A 3,575-nucleotide genomic window follows, 5' to 3' on the forward strand; every position below is an offset into this window, starting at 1 on the left:
CCGCGTTGGCGGGTATATACCCGCCTTTGATTTGGATCAACGGGATGATACTGACCGAAGGTCTATTTACTTTCCTATTGACCCTCTACCTGTTTACTGCCCTGCAAGCTCTGGGAAACAAACGGAGGGGGTTGAGTTTTCTTTCCGGTGCCGTTCTGGGTATGGCCTCCCTGGTCCGGCCCTCCGCCGCATTGTTTCCTTTGGCCGTGCTGGGCTATTTCCTGGTAGACCCTCAAGTGCCCCGGAAAGAGATACTTAAAAAGACTGCCTTAACCCTGCTGGCTATGGCCTTGGTGATGTCCCCCTGGTGGGTCAGAAACTACCGGGAATTCCACCGGTTCGTACCCTTTTCTACGGAATCCGGCTGGATATTTCTCCAGGGCACCTACCCTTATCAGGAATTCGGTAAACATCACCGGGAGATTCGCGCCAGTTGGCCCGTAGGAAGAGACGAACTGGAAACCAATGAGCTCCGTTTCGCCCTGGGAATGAAACGGGCTGCCGCCTGGTTAAAGAACGATTTCAGTTCCTTTTGGCGGCATTACCTGATCGAAAAACCGAAGCACTTGTGGAACTATACCTACACCGGCACTTTTGGCCGCATTCCCCGTGAAGATATTGACAAATTTCACCGCTGGCTGTTGCGCCTGGCGCTAGCAGGAATTTTGTTGAGCATGTTTCTGGGACCACGGCTTTATTCCGGCCCTTTGGCCATGGTTCTTTTGTACTTCACGGCGGTACACGCAGTCTTTCTGGCCATTCCGCGGTTCGCCCTGCCGGCTACTCCGGTCATATTTGTATTTGCCGCCTACCTGGCCGTCAAGGCGATAGGGTTTCTGACCGGTCTTCCAAAGAGAGCCATGGGGTTCTGAGGTCCTGTTTTAAGGTGATAAGATGAGCGGGCGCTACCTGGTGGTCATCCCTGCCTACAACGAAGGGCAAAATATCGGCAGTGTTTTGGAAGATCTGCGCACTCAAATGCCCCACCTGGACCGCATCGTCATCAACGACGGGTCTCACGATACAACGGAGGCAGTGGTGCGGGAAATGGGTGAAAAGGTAATTACTCTTCCCTACAATCTCAGGTACGGAGCCGCCCTGCAGACGGGATTTAAATATGCTCTCTGCCACAACTATGATCATGTGATTCAATTTGACGGGGACGGGCAGCACGACGCGAGAGAAATTGAAAAGCTCATGCGGGCGAGGGTGGAAGAGGGTGCTGACCTGGTCATCGGTTCTCGTTTCCTGGACGAGGCGCCTTACGCCATGGGATTTATCCGCCGGACCGGGGTTACTTTGCTGCGGTGGCTAACCTGGCGGCTCGCCGGGCAACGGATAACAGATCCCACTTCCGGATTTCAACTGCTCAGCCGGAAAGTCTTCGCTTACTATGCCCAAAAGGATAATTTTCCCCGGGATTTTCCCGATGCCAACGTTCTCATCTATATGAAACGGGCTGGAATTAAAATTACGGAAGTGCCGGTGCGTATGAAACAGCGCAGGAGAGGGAAGAGCATGCACTCCGGCTGGAAGGTTGTTATTTATGTATTTAAAATGCTTGTAAGTATGCTTGTAGCTTCCCTGCGCCAGACACCTGATCAACTGAGGGATGAGCCGTGAATCCACGTTTTCACTTGCTTGCTGCTGCCATCGGCCTCAGTTTAGGAATTTTTATCTTCCGCCTGGTGCTGAAAAGACGCCTGGAAGAAAAATATTTTCTGCTCTGGTTCGGCAGTGGAGCGGTTATATTTCTCCTTGCCCTGCTTCCCGGCATTCTGGACCGGGCGGCCCGGGCTTTGGGAGTTTCTTATCCCCCTTCGGTTCTCTTTTTTTTCGCCAACCTTTTTATGCTGATAATGCTTCTTTTCCTGTCCGTTCAGGTATCCGATCTCCAGGAAAAGAATAAAGAGCTGGCTCAGCATGTGGCGCTCTTGCGTTTCGAACTGGAAGAGATCAAAGGGAAGAAAAGGGGGAAGGCTGAGTGATCCTGGTCTTGGCGGTATTGAACGCCCTACTTCTGGTTACCGGGCAGATATTTTGGAAATTAGGTCTTAACCGTGCCGGGGAATTTTCCTGGACCAATGTTTGGCCTGTTTTTTCCTCGCCAGCGGTACTGGCAGGAATAGGTATTTATGTTCTTTCCCTTTTCCTGTGGTTTTACCTCCTTTCCCGGGCCAGCCTGAGCTTCATTTACCCCGTTCAGAGCCTGGCTTATGTATTCGGAGTGCTGGCCGGTCTGTTTCTGTTCGGCGAGACGGTACCGCCGGTTCGGTGGGCGGGTGTCTTATTGATAGTTGTCGGAGTTTATCTGGTAGTCAGGGGATAAGACAGTCGCGTTACAAAAAATGGCAAAAATTATTAAAATCCAGTTTTGAAATTAGTACTGGTGTGGTATAGTTTAAGTTAAGAGTGGCCGGCTTTAAGGAGTTGGGTAAACTTGCGTAAGATTGAGTATAACAGTTACATTGAAAAATTGCGTAAGAAATCGTTAAATCTTTACACTAAGTGGGTAGCAGGGATCGATAAGCCCCTTCGCTCCTCCCGACCCCGCGACCCGGAGGAGGAATATATTCTCTTTTTGCTGGACAGGCACCGCTGGGACCAGGCCCTGGCCAGCGGTAGGATCGAAAAAATCGGACCCCGGAGGTATCGGTGGAATGGGTGAGCAATTGAAAAGGCTGACCAAAGATTGCCTCATGAAGGACGTGGATGAACACATTGGTATCAATTACGACCGGTACGATCACGTTTGATGCTTTCAAGAATCTCCGTGACATCCTTCTCAATTTTTTCGTATGTCAGTTTAGCGGCCCTGGCCTTTCTAGTAATACGTGTAGACAGCTCTTTGGCCCGAAGTAGTCTTGCACGCCTTAAAGACGTTTTATCTAGCACTACATTCATGTGTATCACCTTCTTTCCTCTTATCTTATGAGTTCTTTTCTTTTTTTTCAATTATACCATCTCCAGTAAAAATATGGTAGTAACTAACTGTAATTATTTACATATGATGGTAATTTTAAGCTATAATTATTATTGAAACTATTATTTTAGAACATAGTGGTAGCGAAATACCCACATGATAGAAAAGCACCCAGCTTCCGGGTGCTTCAGTGTCTGATTTCACCTTCCTCGAGCTCCTCCACAGGCACACTGATTGACGGCCCCTCGCCGAATACTTCAACCTCAGCGGTTTCGTGGTCCGGGTCAAGAGCATTAATCCAAACCGGCTTTCCTTTATAAAAAACTTCATAGGTTTCTGGAGAATTTATTATCTCCTGGGCTCTTTTGAAGTCCATAACCTTTGCTCCTTTCCAACCGCAATTTTATAATTAGCATAATACAAGCATTAAATTTATATAAATGGAAAAAATAGGTATATAAGTAGAAACCGGGAGGAATTTATGTGCTGCTCGACCTCAATCCTTACGTTTTCAAACTTGGTCCCATTGCTGTCCGGTGGTACGGTCTCTTTATGGCTCTGTCGTGCCTGGTGGGGTTCTTGGTAGTATGTTTCCCATCCCGACCCACCACGAGAAGGATGCCGGACCGTACATTACTGCTGCTCTTCTTAT

Annotated in this window: 6 protein-coding genes; 5 read left to right on the forward strand and 1 reads right to left on the reverse strand. The window is 48.8% G+C overall.

The features are described 5' to 3' along the window. From KKC1_RS11290 to KKC1_RS11310, 5 genes are all read left to right on the forward strand, one after another. A partial coding sequence (locus tag KKC1_RS11290; protein WP_088554553.1) for a glycosyltransferase family 39 protein occupies positions 1-872 on the forward strand: 872 nt, incomplete at its 5' end. 22 nt (positions 873-894) lie between these two features. Further along, the gene (locus tag KKC1_RS11295; RefSeq protein WP_088554554.1) at positions 895-1,623 is read left to right on the forward strand and encodes a glycosyltransferase family 2 protein; all 729 of its coding nucleotides are present in this window, start codon (positions 895-897) and stop codon (positions 1,621-1,623) included. Next, on the forward strand, positions 1,620-1,988 hold the full coding sequence (locus KKC1_RS11300) for a DUF2304 domain-containing protein (RefSeq protein WP_088554555.1): 369 nt from the start codon (positions 1,620-1,622) through the stop codon (positions 1,986-1,988). Before KKC1_RS11295 ends, KKC1_RS11300 begins: the two co-directional genes overlap by 4 nt. Then, entirely contained in the window at positions 1,985-2,329 is a 345-nt protein-coding gene (locus KKC1_RS11305; RefSeq protein WP_088554556.1) for an EamA family transporter, read from the forward strand. The genes KKC1_RS11300 and KKC1_RS11305 overlap by 4 nt, the downstream gene beginning before the upstream one ends. A 111-nt stretch (positions 2,330-2,440) precedes the next feature. Continuing rightward, a complete protein-coding gene (locus KKC1_RS11310; RefSeq protein WP_088554557.1) occupies positions 2,441-2,668 on the forward strand; it encodes a hypothetical protein in 228 nt (75 codons plus the stop codon). A 442-nt stretch (positions 2,669-3,110) separates the two neighbouring features. Here the strand turns inward: KKC1_RS11310 and KKC1_RS11320 are convergent, their stop codons facing one another. Continuing rightward, positions 3,111-3,299 carry an H-type small acid-soluble spore protein gene (locus KKC1_RS11320; RefSeq protein ID WP_088554559.1) on the reverse strand — a complete coding sequence of 63 codons (189 nt, stop codon included), beginning with the start codon at positions 3,297-3,299 and terminating at the stop codon, positions 3,111-3,113. Between the last annotated feature and the right edge of the window lie 276 nt (positions 3,300-3,575).

Origin of the sequence: Calderihabitans maritimus, assembly GCF_002207765.1 — a bacterium.
Taxonomy (GTDB): Bacteria; Bacillota; KKC1; order Calderihabitantales; family Calderihabitantaceae; genus Calderihabitans; species Calderihabitans maritimus.

Bases quoted from the DNA above. Each gene is read 5' to 3' on its own strand.
- KKC1_RS11295 (WP_088554554.1), top strand. From the start codon at position 895: ATGAGCGGGCGCTACCTGGTGGTCATCCCTGCCTACAACGAAGGGCAA.
- KKC1_RS11320 (WP_088554559.1), bottom strand. From the start codon at position 3,299: ATGGACTTCAAAAGAGCCCAGGAGATAATAAATTCTCCAGAAACCTAT.